At 61.6% G+C, this 17,433-nt stretch carries 18 protein-coding genes; 9 read left to right on the top strand and 9 right to left on the bottom strand.

What is annotated here, in order from left to right:
• Positions 1-25: 25 nt before the first annotated feature.
• Positions 26-1,360: an acetamidase/formamidase family protein gene (locus AB4Z35_RS25240; RefSeq protein ID WP_442100048.1), complete on the bottom strand. Its 1,335-nt coding sequence runs from the start codon at positions 1,358-1,360 to the stop codon at positions 26-28.
• Between the two features lie 513 nt (positions 1,361-1,873).
• Here AB4Z35_RS25240 and AB4Z35_RS25235 point away from each other — a divergent pair.
• Positions 1,874-2,920 carry a class I SAM-dependent methyltransferase gene (locus AB4Z35_RS25235; RefSeq protein WP_442100046.1) on the top strand — a complete coding sequence of 349 codons (1,047 nt, stop codon included), beginning with the start codon at positions 1,874-1,876 and terminating at the stop codon, positions 2,918-2,920.
• 113 nt (positions 2,921-3,033) lie between these two features.
• Positions 3,034-3,876: an NAD-dependent protein deacetylase gene (locus AB4Z35_RS25230; RefSeq protein WP_442100045.1), complete on the top strand. Its 843-nt coding sequence runs from the start codon at positions 3,034-3,036 to the stop codon at positions 3,874-3,876.
• A 120-nt stretch (positions 3,877-3,996) separates the two neighbouring features.
• On the opposite strand, the gene AB4Z35_RS25225 is transcribed toward AB4Z35_RS25230, so the two are convergent.
• Positions 3,997-4,893 (bottom strand): LysR substrate-binding domain-containing protein, encoded by an 897-nt coding sequence (locus tag AB4Z35_RS25225; protein WP_442100043.1) that lies wholly within the window; start codon positions 4,891-4,893, stop codon positions 3,997-3,999.
• Between the two features lie 173 nt (positions 4,894-5,066).
• On the opposite strand from AB4Z35_RS25225, the gene AB4Z35_RS25220 reads away from it, so the two are divergent.
• Genes AB4Z35_RS25220 through AB4Z35_RS25210 form a run of 3 tightly spaced genes read left to right on the top strand, consistent with a single transcriptional unit; the run spans position 5,067 to position 7,660 of the window.
• Positions 5,067-5,765: a CoA transferase subunit A gene (locus AB4Z35_RS25220; RefSeq protein WP_007975747.1), complete on the top strand. Its 699-nt coding sequence runs from the start codon at positions 5,067-5,069 to the stop codon at positions 5,763-5,765.
• A 36-nt stretch (positions 5,766-5,801) separates the two neighbouring features.
• Positions 5,802-6,467 (top strand): CoA transferase subunit B, encoded by a 666-nt coding sequence (locus AB4Z35_RS25215; RefSeq protein WP_007975748.1) that lies wholly within the window; start codon positions 5,802-5,804, stop codon positions 6,465-6,467.
• A gap of 11 nt (positions 6,468-6,478) precedes the next feature.
• Positions 6,479-7,660, top strand: a complete 1,182-nt coding sequence (locus tag AB4Z35_RS25210) for an acetyl-CoA C-acetyltransferase (RefSeq protein WP_442100041.1) — start codon at positions 6,479-6,481, stop codon at positions 7,658-7,660.
• A 303-nt stretch (positions 7,661-7,963) separates the two neighbouring features.
• Here the strand turns inward: AB4Z35_RS25210 and AB4Z35_RS25205 are convergent, their stop codons facing one another.
• Positions 7,964-8,494, bottom strand: a complete 531-nt coding sequence (locus AB4Z35_RS25205; RefSeq protein ID WP_442100039.1) for a chalcone isomerase family protein — start codon at positions 8,492-8,494, stop codon at positions 7,964-7,966.
• 166 nt (positions 8,495-8,660) lie between these two features.
• Here AB4Z35_RS25205 and AB4Z35_RS25200 point away from each other — a divergent pair, with 166 nt between their 5' ends.
• Together AB4Z35_RS25200 and AB4Z35_RS25195 are read left to right on the top strand one after the other, a co-directional pair.
• Positions 8,661-9,467 (top strand): hypothetical protein, encoded by an 807-nt coding sequence (locus AB4Z35_RS25200; protein ID WP_442100037.1) that lies wholly within the window; start codon positions 8,661-8,663, stop codon positions 9,465-9,467.
• Between the two features lie 180 nt (positions 9,468-9,647).
• Positions 9,648-10,214, top strand: a complete 567-nt coding sequence (locus AB4Z35_RS25195; RefSeq protein ID WP_442100035.1) for a hypothetical protein — start codon at positions 9,648-9,650, stop codon at positions 10,212-10,214.
• 3 nt (positions 10,215-10,217) lie between these two features.
• Here AB4Z35_RS25195 and AB4Z35_RS25190 read toward each other — a convergent pair whose 3' ends face one another.
• The 3 genes from AB4Z35_RS25190 to AB4Z35_RS25180 form a co-directional block, all read right to left on the bottom strand.
• Positions 10,218-10,934 carry an alpha/beta hydrolase gene (locus AB4Z35_RS25190; RefSeq protein WP_442100034.1) on the bottom strand — a complete coding sequence of 239 codons (717 nt, stop codon included), beginning with the start codon at positions 10,932-10,934 and terminating at the stop codon, positions 10,218-10,220.
• A 183-nt stretch (positions 10,935-11,117) separates the two neighbouring features.
• The gene (locus AB4Z35_RS25185; RefSeq protein WP_442100033.1) at positions 11,118-12,230 is read right to left on the bottom strand and encodes a succinylglutamate desuccinylase/aspartoacylase family protein; all 1,113 of its coding nucleotides are present in this window, start codon (positions 12,228-12,230) and stop codon (positions 11,118-11,120) included.
• 204 nt (positions 12,231-12,434) lie between these two features.
• Positions 12,435-13,214 carry an ABC transporter substrate-binding protein gene (locus AB4Z35_RS25180; RefSeq protein ID WP_007990991.1) on the bottom strand — a complete coding sequence of 260 codons (780 nt, stop codon included), beginning with the start codon at positions 13,212-13,214 and terminating at the stop codon, positions 12,435-12,437.
• A gap of 330 nt (positions 13,215-13,544) precedes the next feature.
• On the opposite strand from AB4Z35_RS25180, the gene AB4Z35_RS25175 reads away from it, so the two are divergent.
• Positions 13,545-14,186, top strand: coding sequence for a type 1 glutamine amidotransferase (locus AB4Z35_RS25175; protein ID WP_442100031.1), 642 nt, complete (start codon positions 13,545-13,547; stop codon positions 14,184-14,186).
• A gap of 71 nt (positions 14,187-14,257) precedes the next feature.
• On the opposite strand, the gene AB4Z35_RS25170 is transcribed toward AB4Z35_RS25175, so the two are convergent.
• On the bottom strand, positions 14,258-14,692 hold the full coding sequence (locus AB4Z35_RS25170; protein ID WP_442100030.1) for a rhodanese-like domain-containing protein: 435 nt from the start codon (positions 14,690-14,692) through the stop codon (positions 14,258-14,260).
• 101 nt (positions 14,693-14,793) lie between these two features.
• On the opposite strand from AB4Z35_RS25170, the gene ftrA reads away from it, so the two are divergent.
• The gene (gene ftrA / locus AB4Z35_RS25165; RefSeq protein WP_442100028.1) at positions 14,794-15,768 is read left to right on the top strand and encodes a transcriptional regulator FtrA; all 975 of its coding nucleotides are present in this window, start codon (positions 14,794-14,796) and stop codon (positions 15,766-15,768) included.
• Between the two features lie 149 nt (positions 15,769-15,917).
• Here the strand turns inward: ftrA and cobF are convergent, their stop codons facing one another.
• Positions 15,918-16,673 carry a precorrin-6A synthase (deacetylating) gene (cobF, locus tag AB4Z35_RS25160; protein WP_442100027.1) on the bottom strand — a complete coding sequence of 252 codons (756 nt, stop codon included), beginning with the start codon at positions 16,671-16,673 and terminating at the stop codon, positions 15,918-15,920.
• A complete protein-coding gene (locus AB4Z35_RS25155; RefSeq protein ID WP_442100025.1) occupies positions 16,673-17,245 on the bottom strand; it encodes a histidine phosphatase family protein in 573 nt (190 codons plus the stop codon). The genes cobF and AB4Z35_RS25155 overlap by 1 nt, the downstream gene beginning before the upstream one ends.
• Positions 17,246-17,433 lie beyond the last annotated feature (188 nt).

The raw sequence follows: 17,433 nt of genomic DNA, 5'->3' as shown, positions 1-17,433 counted from the left end.
TGTGGTACAGACCCGCCATTGGCTGTCAGGCCAGATCGTATTTCTCGCGCACCAGATGGCCGATGCCCATGCGATCGAGCACCGTCATCGGGCACAGGAACGTCACACGCACGGTGCCCGGCAGGCGACTGATGTCGATCGATCCGGTGATGGTGGCGCGGTTGAGGACTTCGTCATAAGGCAGGCCGGTGACGGAAGCGGCGCGTTGCAGGCCGTTTTCCACCGCGAGATTGAGGTTCTCGCCGCTGCCGATGAAGGTGATCGGCCCACTCTGTTCGATCTCGTACTGGCCCCAGCGCTCGCCCAACTCACGGACTCTTGCCCGTTGTTCGGCGTTCATTGGCCGGGCCATCGGCGGCAAGTCATCCAGGTTTTGCAACAGGATCGGCCCATCCAGGGTCAGGTTCTTCACCACTTCCACCACCACTTCGGTTTCCCCGGAGCAGTCGGTGGCGTGCCCGGCGATTTCGCCGTTGCCCTGTTGGGCATGCATGTCGCCCATGTACACCCCGGCACCGGGGACTTTCACCGGGCAAATCAGCACGCAGCCTTCGCGGATCGAGTTGGTGTCCATGTGGCCGTCGGTTTTCGCCGCGTGCAGTTCTTCGCGGGACATGCCGAAGCGGTGCGGTGCATTGATCAGGTACTGGCCGAAATCGGCGCAGTTGTGGGAGTCAGGCAAGTCCCGGGATGGCAGGGTGCCGATGTTACCGAGAAACGGCCGCATGTGAGCCGCAACGCCGGGGATATCGGCACGGGCCAGGGACAGGATCGAATGCTGGGCGGCGAACTCCGGCAGTGCCGACATTTCTGAAGCGTTACCCGCCAGTCGATTGGCGATGTCCTGATTGACCGTCAGGCTGACCTGATTCTGCGCATCGAACACAATCACATAGCCGTGGCTGAACCGAAACGCGCTGACCTCGGCACCACAGTGGTTACAGCGAATGGCCTCGGCGCCGATGCCTTCGACATGGCTGGCGGGATGATCGGTGCCGCACGTGGAGCAGAATTTCGAGACGAACGGGTCGCCGTTGTAGCGCCCCTCGACAAAGCTCATGACCCCGGATGAAGTCGCCAGCGACGTCACGCGCATGCTTTTGATCTTGATGGCCACCGCATCACCGATTTGTGCCCCGGCGATCGCCACCGGTTGCGTCACTTCATGCCCGCCCTCGAAGGCTGGCGTGATCATCGGTCCCCAACAGCCCGGCGGCGTACCGGTGATCAACGTGCCGCCGTCGGCAAGCGGCCCAAGCATCGGCTGGCTTGGGCCGATGACGCCGTTGGTGTAGTGATCGACCCGCAGGCGATCCACGGGTGTGACGTTGGGATCGAGTTGAGACACAAGCGTTGTCATGGAAGTCCCCTTGACCGCATCAGGCGCGGAACAGTGTCAGGAGCGTAGGGCCGCCGGTTGCGACGGCCACGGAAAGAGTCTTGGCCGCCACGGTTTAACGGCGCCAAAACGGCCTTCACAGTTCATCGCAGGTTTGTATCGGGTCTGTGTACGGCAGGGGCTTGAAGTTGCGCGGGACTGTATCGAAAGGCGGGTTGGATACAGTGAGATACATCACGCCCTCCTGTGGGAGCGAGCCTGCTCCGGGCGGCGTTCCGACGATGGCGTTTTTACAGGCGAAAAGCTTTTGCCTGACCCACCGCGATCGCGAGCAAGCTCGCTCCCACAGAGTCCAGTGTCCGTCAGGAAGATGTAGCTTTCGTCGCTCAACGCGGCGCTGTATGGCCTGCGAACTAAACTAAATGCACGCAGGCCCCGCTTGGTGCCCTGCACATTCCCACGACCACCGCCCAGCGGCGAACACCTCCCCATACAATGCCCCTGGACCGTGATCCTGCTGAAGGAGCACACGTGATGGACGAGGCCAGACTCAACGATTTCATGGGCAAACTGGTAAATGACATGGGCGGCGCGGCGATGCTCGCCAACGTCATCCTCGGCGAAGAGCTCGGCCTGTACCGGGCGATGGCCGACAGTCAGCCAATGACGCCGGAAGCACTCGCCGCCAAAACCGGCTGCAACACCCGCCTGCTGCGCGAATGGCTCAGTGCCCACGCCGCTTCCGGCTACATGGAACACCGTGACGGCCAGTTCCGTCTGCCCGAAGAGCAAGCCATGGCTTTGGCAAACGAAGACTCACCGGTTTATGTGGCGGGCGGGATCGGCGTGGTCGCGTCGTTTTTCCATGACAAGGACAAACTGGTCAAAGCCATGCGCGGCGACGGTGCCCTGCCCTGGGGCGATCACCATCCGTGCATGTTCAGCGGGACCGAACGCTTCTTCCGCCCAGGCTACAAAGCCCATTTGGTCGCCGAATGGTTGCCGGCCCTCGACGGCGTGGTGGCCAAACTGGAGGCCGGGGCCAAAGTGGCGGACATCGGCTGCGGGCATGGCGCCTCGACGGTGATCATGGCCCAGGCGTTTCCGGATTCGCGCTTTGTCGGCTTCGACTACCACGCGCCCTCCGTTACCGTCGCCACCCAGCGGGCCGAAGAAGGCGGTGTGTCCGGCCGGGCCAGGTTCTTCCAGGGCACGGCAAAAAGCTACCCTGGCAGCGACTACGACCTGATCTGCTACTTCGACTGCCTGCACGACATGGGTGACCCGGTGGGCGCGGCCAAACATGCTTATGAATCATTGAAAGACGACGGCACGGTGCTGCTGGTCGAGCCCTACGCCAACGATTTGCTCGACGACAACGTCAACCCGGTCGGACGCCTGTTCTACGCGGCGTCGACCTTCATCTGCACGCCCAACTCGCTGTCCCAGGAAGTCGGCCTCGGCCTCGGCGCCCAGGCCGGTGAAGCGCGGTTGCGCAAGGTATTCACCGAAGCGGGTTTCACTCAGTTCCGCCGGGCGACTGAAACGCCGTTCAACCTGATTCTGGAGGCGCGCAAGTAAACCCCGGCGCCCGTCTTCTGTAGGAGCGAGCTTGCTCGCGAAGGTGTATCAGATACATTGGTGTCGTCTGACACACCTTCGCGAGCAAGCTCGCTCCTACAGGCCTGCACAACATGTTCGACAAGCTGATCCACGAACAGCTCGATCGCCTCCATCAGTTCATGGCCGACGCGCCGTTCGCGGTCCTGACCGGTGCCGGCATCAGTACACCTTCGGGCATCCCCGATTATCGCGACAACCAGGGCGTGCGGCGGGGCCGGCAGCCGATGATGTACCAGGAGTTTCTCTCGGCCCCGGAGTCCCGGCGACGCTATTGGGCGCGGGCGATGCTCGGTTGGCCACGGGTCCGTCAGGCGCAGCCGAACGTGGCCCACGACACCCTGGCCAGTCTGCAGGGCAGGCAACAGATCAGCGGGTTGATCACCCAGAACGTCGACACCCTGCACGACCAGGCAGGCAGCCACGATGTGATCGAGCTCCACGGCAGTCTGCACCGGGTGCTGTGCCTGGATTGCGGCCGGCGCAGCGAGCGCGATTCGATCCAGCGCTTGATGGAAACACAGAACCCGTACCTGGCCGGTGTCGACGCGGTGCAGGCGCCGGACGGCGACACCTTGCTCGACCCGGCCTTCGAGGCACGCTTCCGGGTCCCGCACTGCCCGCATTGCGCCGGGGAACGGATGAAGCCGGATGTGGTGTTCTTTGGTGAAAATGTCGCGCAGGCCACGGCAGCCAAGGCGATGACGGTTGTCGAACAGGCTGCAGGGCTGTTGGTGGTCGGCTCGTCGCTGATGGCCTATTCGGCGTTTCGCTTGTGCCGGGCGGTGGTGGATCAGGGCAAGCCGTTGATTGCCATCAACCTGGGCAAGACCCGGGCGGATGAGATTCTGGATCTGAAGATTGAGGGGGCGTGCGAGCAGTTGTTGCCCTTACTGGCAGAACGCCTCACTTCCTGATCAACACAATACCCTGTAGGAGCGAGCCTGCTCGCGATGAGGCCAGCACATTCAGTATATGTATTGACTGATCCACCGCCATCGCGAGCAGGCTCGCTCCTACAGTGGCCCACATGCAACTCAGGGAAATCGCTGACCCAGGTTTTCCTCTTTCAGCACATCGAACAAGGCCTGCGCCGCCGCCGACAGTTCTCCCCCAGGCAAGGTCAACACCCCGAGCGCCCGCTCCACCACCGGGTCACGCAAGGTGATGCAACGCGCGCCCAGCTCACGCATCTGCCCCGCGCACAAGGCCGGCACCGCGCTCACACCCAGGCCACTGGCGACCATGCGCCCGACCGTCGCCAGTTGATGGCTTTCAAACTCCACCGACAGCTTCATGCCGCGGGCCTGCAAATGCTCTTCCAGCATTACCCGCACGGTGGACGGACGCTGCAAGGTAATGAACGGTTCCTTGAGCAGAGTCAGCCAGTCGATGTCATCCCGCCCGGCCAGCGCCGAATCCAGTGGCACCACCGCGACGAAACGGTCGATGTACAACGGCGTGAATTGCAGCGGCGAACTCTGGGTCGGCTCGAACGCCACCCCCAGTTCCACCTGGCGGTCACGGACCATTTCCAGCACTTGCTCATTGATCACGTCGTTAACCGTCACGTTGACGTTCGGATAGCGCGCGCGAAATGTCTTGAGGATCGGCGGCAGCAGGTTGCCGGCGAACGACGGCATCGCCGCCAGGGTCACGCGACCGCGCTGCAGGGTAAAGCGTTGACGCAGTTCATCTTCTGCGTTGTCCCAGTCGGCGATCAACCGGCGTGCCAGCGGTACCAGGGTTTCGCCTTCGGCGGTGAGCGCCACGTTGCGCGTGTTGCGGGTGAACAAGCGCCCGCCCAGGCCTTCTTCCAGCGCCTTGATGGTCAGGCTCAGGGCCGATTGCGACAGGTGCAGGCGTTCGCAGGCCACGGCAAAGCTCAGGCTCTGGGCCACGGCCAGAAAGGCGCGGATCTGCTTAATGGTCATGGTCGCTTCGCTTCCAGTTGTAAGCTACAAGCCTGGAGCTGCAAGAAAGCAGCAGTTTGTTGAGTTTTATCTATTAATCAACATTAAAAATCAACTTAACAAATGAATTAACCGGCGCGACACTCAACTCCATTCGGCTAGCCAGCCGCCCACAAAGAATAAAAGAGGTGCATATGGCAGGTTTCGACAAGCGCGTGAGTTCCTACGAGGAAGCTCTGGCAGGTCTTGAAGACGGCATGACCGTGATCGCTGGCGGCTTCGGCCTGTGCGGGATCCCGGAAAACCTGATCGCCGAGATCAAGCGCAAGGGCACTCGCGACCTTACCGTGGTCTCCAACAACTGCGGCGTCGACGGTTTTGGCCTTGGCGTGCTGCTGACCGACCGCCAGATCAGCAAAGTGGTGGCTTCCTACGTCGGCGAAAACAAGCTGTTCGAAGAGCAACTGCTCAAAGGCGAAATCGAAGTCATCCTGACCCCGCAAGGCACGCTCGCCGAGAAAATGCGCGCTGGCGGCGCAGGCATTCCGGCCTTCTTCACCGCCACCGGCGTTGGCACTCCAGTTGCCGAAGGCAAGGAAGTGCGCGAATTCCATGGCCGCAAGTACCTGATGGAAGAGTCCATCACCGGCGACTTCGCCATCGTCAAAGGCTGGAAAGCCGACCATTTCGGTAACGTGATCTATCGCCACACCGCGCAGAACTTCAACCCGCTGGCCGCCACCGCCGGCAAGATCACCGTGGTCGAAGTCGAAGAAATCGTCGAACCCGGCGAGCTGGACCCGGCGCAGATCCACACCCCTGGCATCTACGTCGACCGGATCATCTGCGGCACGTTCGAAAAGCGTATCGAACAGCGCACCGTGCGTAAGTGATCCCCTGCCCCCGGACCGAATGAAGGAATAACAACAATGGCACTTTCCCGCGAACAAATGGCTCAACGCGTCGCCCGCGAAATGCAGGACGGCTTCTACGTGAACCTGGGCATCGGCATTCCGACCCTGGTCGCCAACTACATCCCCGAAGGCATGGAAGTCATGCTGCAGTCGGAAAACGGCCTGCTGGGCATGGGTCCTTTTCCTACTGAAGAAACCATTGATGCCGACATGATCAACGCCGGCAAACAAACCGTGACCGCTCGTATCGGCGCTTCGATCTTTTCCTCGGCCGAGTCCTTCGCGATGATCCGCGGTGGTCATGTCGACCTGACCGTGCTGGGCGCGTTTGAAGTGGACGTGCAAGGCAACATCGCCTCGTGGATGATCCCGGGCAAACTGGTCAAGGGCATGGGCGGCGCGATGGACCTGGTGGCCGGCGCGGACAACATCATCGTCATCATGACCCACGCGTCCAAGGATGGTGAGTCCAAGCTGTTGTCCCAATGCAGCCTGCCGCTGACCGGCGCCGGGTGCATCAAGCGCGTGCTGACCGACCTCGCCTACCTGGAAATCGAAAATGGCGCATTTGTCCTCAAGGAACGCGCACCTGGCGTCAGCGTTGAGGAAATCGTCGCCAAGACCGCTGGTAAACTGATCGTCCCGGACCACGTTCCGGAAATGCAGTTCGCTGCCCAGTGAGGAATCATTCCATGCAAGAAGTCGTCATTGTTGCCGCCACGCGCACCGCGATCGGCAGTTTCCAGGGTTCGCTGGCCAATGTGTCCGCGGTTGACCTGGGCGCTGCGGTGATCCGCCAGCTGCTGGCGCAAACCGGCCTGAACCCGGCCGAAGTCGATGAAGTAATCATGGGCCAGGTATTGACCGCCGGCGCCGGGCAGAACCCCGCGCGCCAGGCCGCGATCAAGGCCGGCCTGCCCTTCGCTGTACCGGCCATGACCCTGAACAAGGTCTGCGGTTCGGGCCTCAAGGCCCTGCACCTGGGCGCCCAGGCGATCCGCTGCGGCGATGCCGAGGTGATCATTGCCGGTGGCCAGGAAAACATGAGCCTGGCCAACTACGTCATGCCCGGCGCGCGCACCGGCCTGCGCATGGGGCACGCGCAGATCGTCGACACCATGATCAGCGATGGCCTGTGGGATGCGTTCAACGATTACCACATGGGCATCACTGCCGAGAACCTGGCCGAGAAGTACAGCCTGACTCGCGAGCAGCAGGACGCCTTCGCTGCGGCCTCGCAGCAGAAAGCCGTGGCCGCCATCGAAGCCGGGCGCTTTGTCGATGAAATCACGCCGATCCTGATCCCGCAGCGCAAGGGCGATCCGCTGTCCTTCGCCACCGACGAACAGCCACGGGCCGGCACCACCGCCGAATCCCTGGGCAAGCTCAAGCCGGCCTTCAAGAAGGACGGTTCGGTGACCGCTGGCAATGCGTCGTCGCTGAACGACGGAGCCGCCGCCGTGATCCTGATGAGCGCCGAAAAAGCCAAGGCCCTCGGCCTGCCGGTCCTGGCGAAAATCGCCGCCTACGCCAACGCAGGCGTCGACCCGGCGATCATGGGCATCGGCCCGGTGTCGGCCACTCGGCGTTGCCTGGACAAGGCCGGCTGGAACATCGACCAGCTGGACCTGATCGAAGCCAACGAAGCCTTCGCCGCGCAATCGCTGGCCGTGGCCAAGGACCTGGAATGGGACTTGAACAAGGTCAACGTCAACGGCGGCGCCATTGCCCTGGGTCACCCGATCGGCGCCTCGGGTTGCCGCGTACTGGTGACCCTGCTGCATGAAATGCTCAAGCGTGACGCCAGGAAAGGCCTCGCCACCCTGTGCATCGGTGGTGGTCAGGGCGTGGCACTGGCGCTCGAGCGGGTTTAAAGCGTTCAACAGACGGCACGGGGACCCACGAAGATCCGTCGCCGTCTGGACAAACACCCGGTGCGATGCAAGTCGCACCGGGTTCTTTTTTGCCTGCGTTTTTTCAGGTGGACCGCGTTATCGTTCATCGCGAGCAGGCTCGCTCCCACAGTGGACCGCGCTCGTCTGGACAACTGGGTCAAATGTGGGAGCGGGCTTGCCCGCGAAGGGGCCAGTTCTATCACCCCAAAAATTGCAGAATCAAACAGCTGCTCGCCCCACTGATCACCACAAACCTCGGACAGGTCCGGCAAAACGCAAAGTCTACGGAGCCACGCCCAGCAACTGCTGGCGCAACTCGGGGTTGCTGGTACGCGGATCGAGCCAGATGGCAAAAAATGCCTGGGCGAATTGCAGGTCCTTCACTTCACGCAACAACTCCTGACCAAGAAAAAACCGCGCGCCCTGCCCCGGCAGGTACACCCCGGTCAGCCGCGTGCCGGCCTGCACATCGACGAACGACTGCTGCATCTGCACCTGCCAGGACGCCAGTTGCCCGGCACTGATCGAGGTGCCGGCGAGTCGCTTGATTTCCCTGACGCTGGCATTCACCAGATCTTCACGGGAAATGTTGCGCTGGTAGATCAGCTCCAGGGCGAACGGCTGATCGCTTGCCAAGGGCCGCGACGTACTCCAGAGCCGTGCGCTGTAGACATCGAAGCCGTACTTGCGAAACTCACCACTGCCGATGACTTGCGCACCGGGCAGTGAATCCTGCCAATTGGCCAGGGCCTGGCAGCTCAGCAAAACAAGCAGCCACAGACCATGGCGCAGCGGTGATCGTTGGTGGTTCATACGGATTGGCCTCATTGAGGGATGCCCAGAAAAACGTATGCGCAAAGGACCCTTACGTACAATTTCCGAAAGGCCGTGTTTTTGTATACAAAATCCATATACACATAAAGCAATCTACCCGACGCAATGTTACCGTTGCTACCTCACACAGGTTGGAGACGTGCGCGTGTTGATCCTTAAACTGCTGGTGATCCCAGGCTTTCTGCTGCTGATTTCCCTGGCTGGCAAACGCTGGGGGCCGAGCGTGGCCGGTTGGTTGTCGGGGTTGCCGGTGGTGGTCGGTCCGATCCTGTTGTTCCTCGCCCTTGAACAAGGCCAGGCATTCGCCGCGCAATCGGCCACCGCTGCACTGTCGGCCATGTTCGCGATGATTGCGTTTTGCGTGACCTACGCMCAGGTCGCACAACGGGCCGGATGGCCACTGGCGTTGATGGTCTCGCTGGTGGTCTGGGCGCTGGTGGCGGTTGTCCTGTCGCTGATTCCGGGATCCCTGGTGTTTTCGCTGTGCGCCGCCGCGACCGCGCTGCTCGCCGCGCCTTATCTGTTCCCCCCCGTGCAACCGGTGCTCAGTGGCCCGGGGCCGAAATCCGACAAGCTTGTGCTGCGCATGGTGGCCGGTGCATTGCTCACCTTGGTCGTGACATTGCTGGCCAGCACCGTCGGCGACCGCTGGAGCGGCCTGCTGGCGGTGTTCCCGGTGCTGGGCAGCGTGATGGCGGTGTTCTCCCAGCAAACCCGTGGCCCGGCCTTTACCGCCGCGTTGCTGCGCGCCACCGCCACCGGCATGTACTCGTTCGCCGCCTTCTGCCTGGTGTTGGCGCTGACCCTGCCGACAATGGGAATGAACGCTTTTGTGCTGGGCATCGCGGTGTCGGTGGCCATGCTGGGCGTGACAAAGCGTCTGCTGGCGCGGCCGGTTGGCCCGACGACGGACGCTGGAGGAACCGTCAAAGCACCGAAACACGTTCGATGAGGTACGTCTGAAAGAATGCGGGGCGGTGCGGCGTTCCGACAAGCTCCCTCGCCACAGGTAAGCCACCTCACCCCAGATCGCTGCTTTGCCTGAGTGACCGCTCGGTAGAGCACGCTGGAATGCATCACAACCTCCATGGGATGATCGCGCCCCACCGCGCGCCCATCCCTGGAGATTCCGATGTCATTGTTGAGTAAAAAAGCCCTTGTCCTGCTGCTGGCAGCCGCTACCGGCCTTGGGGCTTTGAATGCGCAGGCCGCCAAGGCCACTTCCAGCGATGCGCCAGCACAGAAGGTCTCGATGCTCGGCGGCAAGTTCACCTTCAACCTGCCCAAGGGTTTCCTCGCCAACCCGCTGCCGGCCAGCCCGGGCGGTGCCAACGGCACCCTGTACAGCAATGAGACCACCAAGACCGTGGTGATCGCCGCTGAAAACACCCTGCCCAAAGGTATCAGCGTCAAGGACAACGACGGCGGGTTCCTCGACGGCACCGTGGCCGACTTCGATGCGGCGCAACACAAATCCCTGCCCGACTACAACAAGCTCAGCGAGAAAACCCTGACCCAGAAATCCGGGCTGGGCCTGCGCCAGGTCGACGGCACTGCCACGCAGGGCGGTGGCATGACCCTCACCACCACGCTGATGGCGGCATCCGGCACCCGCATGGCGGTGATTCAGGTGATTTCCCGCCCCGGCGACATGGCGGCCCACGAAACCCTGATCAAACAGATCGTCAGCGGAAAATAAGACTCAGGGGTTGAGACGCTGCAACCAGGCGCTCAAATCCTGTATCTCGTCGGCGCTGATGTTGTGACCGACACCGGGGTAGCCGTGGAACTCGGGTTCGAGTGACACGCTCTGCAACAGACTGTTGGCTTCGGTGCCGTCGCTGTAGGGAAGGCGTTTGTCCTGCTCGCCATGACCGATGAAAATTGCCAGCGACTGACGCTTTTCATCCGGTTGGAGCTCGGACTTGAGTACCGGCAGAATCCGCCCGCTCAACGCAGCGATCCCACCGAGCGCCTCGGGATGCCGCAGGCCTGTTTCGTAGGACATGATCGCGCCCTGGCTGAACCCCACCAGGAATACCTTCTCGGGCTCGGTGTGATATTTCTTCGTGGCCTGTGCGACGAAATCCAGCAGCAACTGGCCGCTGGACTTCAGATCATCGGTCTCGCCGTTGTAGGCCCCTTCGCCCTTCTTGCGGAACCACTGATAGCTGCCTGCTTCCATCACCAAAGGTGCCCGCACCGACAGGTAGGTGTAGGACTCGGGCAAGTCGTCCTTGATGCCGAACAGGTCCTGCTCGTTACTGCCGTAACCGTGAAGAAAAATCACCAGGGGTTGATGGTTGGAATCGGCGCTGGCCTGCTCCAGGTACTTGAGCGGCAGGTCGGTTTGCAGCGGGGTTTGGGCGTGGACGGCAGTAGATGCCAGGAGGGTGAGCAGCGCGAGAATCTTCAACATGAGTCTTCCTTCACGGAATGCAGGATTCGCGCAAGAGCCTAACACTGGTCAGCAGGCAGGAACATCTCGGGCGTGGCGAATGCCGCCATCGCGAGCAGGGCTCGCTCCTACAGGGATTGCGCAGTCCCTGTAGGAGCGAGCCCTGCTCGCGATGAGGCCCGGGCGGGCAATGAAGATTCCGGCTCAGTCGTTGATCAACTTCCCCGCCCGAATCGCCTCGCGCCCCGCCACTTTCGCCTGCCAGGAGCCTGGCTGGGTGTAGCGCCCACGGTCGATGGCGAACAGCACGCCACTGGTGCCGGCCTGCACGGTGGTGACCTTGTCGTTCAACGGGTCGACCACCTCGAACAGCGCATCGCCCTTCTCCACCCACTCCCCGGCCTCTCGCAAGAAGCTGACCACGCCGTGATGCGGTGCGAACAGGTATTGGGTGCCTTCGAATGGCATGCCTTCACAGCATTCGGCCGGTGCCGCCGGCCAGGAGCCGGAAATGAAACCTTGCTCGGCAAGGAACCCGAGGATTGCCTCGCAATTGGCCTGGGCCTGGTCGACCCGGGTATCTCCCATGCTGCCCAGCTCCAGCGTGGTTGCCAGGTTGGCCGGTGGAATCGCCGCCGCCGGGAACGCCCTGGCCAGGCGCAACCAGGGCGAAGAACAGGATTCATCGAACGAACTGCCGCCGGAGTCTTCACACAACAACGCCACGCCGGCCTTCAAACGCGCCGCCAGGGATTGCCATTGCGGCCAGTGCTGCGGCAAGGCGTAGATGTGGATCGCTGCATCGAAATCGCAATGCAGATCGAGGGTGATGTCGGCGTCGCAGGCATGGCGCAGCAACAGGCGGTGCATGGCTTCCAGCTGCGATGCCGCTGCCGGCAAGGCGTCGAGGACCTGACCCATGGTCTGGCGAATCAGCGCGATGTTGGCCTGGGCGTCAGTGCCCAGACGATCACCTATCAACGCGGCCACCGGTGCACTGAGTTCGACGAACGAGCGGTTGAAGTTCTTGCCGCTGCCCAGCTCGAAACGGCCCATGTGGCTGCCTTGCAAGTGCTGGTCGAGGCCGATGGGATTGGCCACCGGCACCAGCTCGATCACACCGTTCAATTGTCCCTGTTGTTCAAGTTCGGTCAGGCGTTTCTTCAACTCCCAGGCCGTGCGCATGCCAGGCAATTCGTCGGCGTGCAGGCTGGCCTGGATGTACACCTTGCGCGTGCCCGCGCCATAACGAAACACGCTGAGGGTGCGATCCGTGCCCAGGTGGCTCCAGGGAAGTTTGTGGTCGATGCGTTGCATGTGGGGGGGCTCCTGATGTCTGTACGGCGAGATCACCTGTGGGAGCGAGCCTGCTCGCGATAGCGGTGGATCAGTAGAAATTTTTTCGACTGAATCACCGCTATCGCGAGCAGGCTCGCTCCCACAGGTATCTCAGTGCTGAAAATGATTGCACAAAAAAAATGGCAACCGCTTCAACGGCTGCCACTTTTTTAAACGGCTCGCTTACTCGCCGTAAACGTCAAACTTGAAGTACTTGTCCTGCACTTGCTTGTACTTGCCGTTGGCGCGGATTTCGGTGATAGCGGTGTTGAACTTGTCCGCCAGTTCTTTATCACCCTTGCGCACGGCAATGCCGGCGCCGCCACCGAAGTATTTCGGATCGTTGTACTCAGGACCGACGAAGGCAAAACCTTTACCGGCGTCGGTTTTCAGGAAACCGTCGTCCAGGTTGACCGAGTCGGCCAGCAGCGCATCGATGCGACCGGAGACCATGTCCAGGTTGGCTTCCTGCTGGGAGCCGTAGCGCACCAGCTCAATACCGGCAGGCACCAGCACTTCCGTGGCGAAGCGGTCGTGGGTACTGGCGCGCAGCACACCGACTTTCTTGCCCTTGAGTTCGGTCAACGGGTCCTTGATGCTGGAACCTTCCTTCATCACGAAGCGTGCCGGGGTGTGGTAGTACTTGATGGTGAAATCGACGTTCTTCTTGCGGTCGTCAGTGATGGTCATGGACGACAGGATGGCGTCGATTTTCTTGACCTTCAGCGCAGGGATCAGGCCGTCGAACTCTTGCTCGACCCAGGTGCACTTGACTTTCATCTGCTCGCACAGGGCGTCGCCGATGTCCACGTCGAAACCGGTGAGTTTGCCGTCAGGGGTTTTCATCGAGAATGGCGGGTAGCCGGCTTCGATACCGATGCGGATCGGCTTGGCGTCTTCGGCCACGGCGGTCAGGGACAACATCGACAGTGCCAGGGCACCGAACATCACTAGCTTCTTCATTTATAACTCCTGTGTGCGGAGGCTTTTATTGGCAGCTTCGATTGGCAGCGTTCGGTCATCGCTTCGTGAGCGGGAACCGAAGTGGGCGGCAGTCTAGAGTGGCTACAGGAGGGCAAATTACGCTAAGGCGACAAATATTTATAGAAAAGTGGCGGCAGGATGCAGGCGTTGAGGTGCACGCTCCATGACGGTGCAAAGTCTGTCAGACAAGCCGCGTTTTCAGACCAGGCCTACAGGTTTTCCGGCGTCATCCGACGGAATGAACCGACTGGCGATGCCGGGAGTTTTGCGGCACATTGAGCGCCCTTGCGTCCCATCGAGAGTAGCGTGATGCCCACGTTGAACCTGATCCAGCACCACCCCGCCGAAGGTCCGGGTGCCATCGCCTTCTGGGCCGAATCCCGAGGGCTGACGCTGAAGGTGTTTCGCGCCGACCTCGGCCAATTGCCGCCAGCCAGCGCCGATCCCGTGATCCTGTTGGGCGGGCCTTACGAATCCAATGCCGGCCCGGCCTGGCTGGAGGCCGAACGGCAATGGCTCAAAAGCAGTCTCGATCAGGACGCGGCCGTGTTCGCCATATGCCTGGGGGCCCAGTTGCTGGCGCTGAGTCTCGGAGGGAATGTACGGCGGATGGACCAGACCGAAACCGGATGGACCACCGTGACCTTCATCGAGGGGCAAACACTGAAGGTGCTGGAATGGCACGAAGACGCCATCGACCTGCCGCCTGCCGCGCAGCTGTTGGCCAGCAGCGAACACTGTGTGCAGCAAATGTACCGCGCCGGGCCGGCGCGGCTGGGGTTGCAGTTTCATCCGGAGTGGAACGCCGAGTCGGTGACCATGCTCAATGCACATTTTGGCGATGAGTCGCCGTTGCCCCGGGGTTCGCAGGACGATGCGGCTTACGCCGACGTGTTTGCGTGGTTGCAGGCAACACTGGATGAGTGGTGGGCGGCCGCTTCCATTCGCTGATGCAGGTCAAAACACTTTCTTGTGGCGAGGGGGCTTGCCCCCTCGCCACAGAACTCAACGATGTTTGAAAGTCAGCATTCGCAACCAATCACGTTACGGGCTGATCGTTGCTCGGTGACACTCAACTCAAACCCTTCATCCAGCCATCCGGTCACGCCGCCGATCATCTCCTTGACCGGATAACCCAGGGCCGCCAGCTTCACCGCTGCCTTGTTGGCGCCGTTGCAGTGAGGCCCGGCGCAATAGACCACGAACAGGCTGTCTTTCGGATAACCCGCCAAACCTTCGGCAGTCAGCAGACGCCGGGGAATGTTGATCGCTCCCGGTACATGCCCGCGTTCGAAAGCCAGCGGGCCACGAACATCCACCAGAATGAAATCGACTTCGCCAGCCTGCTGGCTGCCGTAGACGTCGGAACAATCAGTTTCGAACGTCAGACGGTTGCTGAAATGCATCAGGGCGATGGCCGATGGGGCGGCGGGAATTTCGCGAACCTGACTGGTCATGGGCTGTACTCCTAAGTAGCGGTGGGTGTGGGATGACTTTATCCGCCAGCCACTTGCGGCTACAGTGGCGCACAAGACACTCACCGGGAACTTTCCGCCAAATGCACCCTACCCCAGGAATGGTCGCGATTCTGGCCTACGACGGCCTTTGCACGTTCGAGTTCGGCATTGCCGTGGAGATCTTCGGCCTGCCACGACCTGAATTCGATTTTCCGTGGTACGAGCACCGTATCGTCGCAGTCGATCAAGGCCCGATGCGTGCCATGGGCGGCATCCAGGTCCTGGCCGATGGCGGCATGGAGTTACTCGCCGATGCCCGCACCATCATCATTCCCGGCTGGCGCGACCGCAGCGCCGCGGTCCCCTTGGAACTGATCGCAGCCCTGCGCCAGGCCCATGCGCGGGGCGCGCGATTGCTGTCGATCTGCTCCGGTGTTTTCGTCCTCGCCGCCACCGGATTGCTCGACGGGCACGGTGCGACCACGCACTGGCGCTATACCTCGGAACTGGCCGAGCGGTTTCCCGGCATCCTGGTGGACCCGGACGTGCTGTATGTCGACTCCGGCCAATTGATCACCTCCGCCGGCAGCGCGGCAGGTATCGATGCCTGCCTGCATCTGGTGGCACGGGATTTCGGTACGCAGGTGGCCAATTGCGTGGCCCGGCGCCTGGTCATGTCGCCGCAACGCAGCGGTGGCCAGGCGCAATTCATTCCGACGCCGGTCAGTCCTGCACCGCGCAGCGATCTTTCTCGCGTCATGCAGTGGGCACGTGAGCGTTTGCACGAGCCACTGGAAGTACGCGACCTGGCCAGCGAAGCCGCGATGAGCGAACGCACGTTCCTGCGCCGCTTCACCGAAGCCAATGGCCAGTCACCGAAAAGCTGGTTGCAGCACGAACGCCTGGGCCGCGCCCGCGAGCTGCTGGAAAGCAGCGACCAGAACACCGAGCAGATTGCCGAACGTTGCGGTTATCGCTCGGTGGAAAGCTTCCGGGTGGCCTTTCGAACGGTGGTTGGCGTACCGCCATCGGTGTATCGGGAGCGGTTTGGGCGTGGGGGCAATGCTGGTTCTTGAGGTGCTCTCAAGGGCCTCTTCGCGGGCAAGCCCGCTCCCACAGGGATCTGCTGCGCTACACAGGTGGTGTGAAAAACACAAAAACCTGTGGGAGCGGCGGTGCGGCGATCCGACTTGCCCGCGAAGGCGTCAGCCCGGTCACCGACTGATCAAGGCTTGCGCAACAGATAGGTATCCATGATCCAGCCATTGGCCAGCCGCGCAGCCTTGCGCACCCGTTCGATTTCATCCGCCACATCCTTGAGCTTGCCGCTGATCAGGATTTCATCCGGCGTCCCCAAATAGGCCCCCCAGTAAATCTCGGTGTCCTGATCCACCACCTGATGGTAAGCATCCTGAGCATCGAGCATCACCACCAGGCTGTCGGCATCGCTCACCTGCCCCGCCGCCAAACGCCGGCCAGTGGTGATTTCAACGGAGCGGCCAATCTGGTTGAGCGGCACCTTGTGCTGTGCCGCCAACGCCTGGACGCTGGTAATGCCGGGGATCACCTCGAACTCGAACGCGCAGGCACCTGAAGCCTGGATGGCCTGAAGGATACGAAGGGTGCTGTCGTACAGCGCCGGGTCGCCCCACACCAGAAAACCACCACACTGACCGTCGGACATTTCCTCGTTGATCAGCCTTTCGAAGGTCTGCTGCCTGGCCAGGTTCAAGTCGTCGACACTGGTCCTGTAGTCCATCTCACCGCGCTCGCGCTCTGGGCTGTGGGCTTCGACAAAACGGTAAGCGTGATCGGTGATGTAGCGCTCGCAGATTTCGCGTCGCAATTCGATGAGTTTGTCTTTGCTCTGGCCCTTGTCCATGAGGAAAAAAACATCGACCTGATTCAGCGCCTTCACCGCTTGCATCGTGATGTAGTCTGGATTGCCGGCACCGATACCGATGACCAGGAGTTTTTTCATCAAAACAGATCCTCGGGGTCGGTGCCCGGCAAACGCAGCCGCCAGCGGCCATGGAACCTCAACTCGACAGCCGCCAAGGGGTCGACGTCGATCAGGCTGGACGACGCCCCTTGCAACACGTGCATCAGCGCGGCGCGGATGACAAAGGGATGGGTAATGGCAACGATGTGCCCCGGTGTCGATTGCAACGAGGTCAGCCACACGCTCATCCGCTCCTCCAGTTGCAGCACCGACTCGCCACCGTGGGGTGCCGAAGCCGGGTCTACCAACCAATACTGGAGTTTCTCAGCTTCAGCCTTTTGAAGTTCACCGATGCGAACACCGCCCCAACGCCCGAAGTCGCAGTCCCTCAAGGCGTCGACAATCTCCGGCGAGCTGCCGAACAGTTCCGCGGTTTGCCGGGTGCGCAACTCCGGGCCACAGACAAGACGCGGAGAGCCCTTGAACTGATTGCAACGGGAAAGCCTGAGCGCTTGCCAATCCATCTCCAGAGGTTCGTCCAAAGGAAAACGCGCCAATTTCTGTGCAACGGTTCGAGCGTGGCAAATCAGGGTTAAACGGGTCGCCTGCACCAGCAATCACTCTATGAATGGAAAGGAACGATGGCCGCAATTGTGCCGCAAGTAAGCAGACCCGGGGGGTAATGCCAGTCAGTTAAGCAATTTCAGCCGCGACACCCTTTGTAGCAGCTGCCGAGCCCGCGAGGCTGCGTTCGGCTGCATAGCAGTCGTGAGTCCAGCTGACGCGGCCTGTCTGACGT

Origin of the sequence: Pseudomonas sp. KB_15, assembly GCF_052114525.1 — a bacterium.
In the GTDB taxonomy this organism is placed as follows: domain Bacteria; phylum Pseudomonadota; class Gammaproteobacteria; order Pseudomonadales; family Pseudomonadaceae; genus Aquipseudomonas.
This window is presented reverse-complemented; position numbering and strand designations above follow the sequence as displayed.